Genomic DNA, 606 nt, shown 5'->3' with positions numbered 1-606 from the left:
TATACAATCACAGTTACTAATAATGGAGCGGCACAGGCAACAGCATTAGTAGTGAATGATCCGCTACCAGCTGGAGTAACTTATGTATCTGACACACCAAATGCAGGAACTTATGATGATGCGACTGGAGATTGGACGATTGGTACTTTGGATAGTGGTGATACGATCACACTGGATATTCTAGCTTCCGTAGATGTTGGTACCAGTGGTGATACGATTAATAACGTAATAACCGTTACATTGGATCAGGACGATCCTGATTTGACCAACAATGATCTTGAAGAAGAGATTACAGTGCGTAATGACGCAGATCTTGTGATTAGTAAAACGGTTAATAACAGTACTCCAAATGAAGGAGATATAGTAACCTATACAATCACAGTTACTAATAATGGAGCTGCACAGGCAACAGCATTAGTAGTGAACGATCCGCTACCAGCTGGAGTAACATACACAAGCGATGCTCCTTCTCAAGGTTCGTATGCACCTGCATCTGGAAATTGGGACGTGGGCACATTAGACAATGGTGCTACAGCTACGCTGGATATTGTTGTGAGTGTTGATGCAGGAACCAGTGGAGATACGATTAATAACGTAATAACCGTT

At 42.1% G+C, this 606-nt stretch carries 1 protein-coding gene; it reads left to right on the top strand.

The genetic code is table 11. From position 1 onward, the window contains the following. The coding region (locus J8M14_RS22945; RefSeq protein ID WP_211077175.1) for a DUF11 domain-containing protein at window positions 1–606 on the top strand (606 nt) is incomplete at both ends.

Origin of the sequence: Aquimarina sp. MMG016 (assembly GCF_018100805.1) — a bacterium.
Taxonomy (GTDB): domain Bacteria; phylum Bacteroidota; class Bacteroidia; order Flavobacteriales; family Flavobacteriaceae; genus Aquimarina.
The sequence above is the reverse complement of the archived record's forward strand: the minus strand, read 5'-3'. Positions and strand labels throughout refer to the sequence as shown.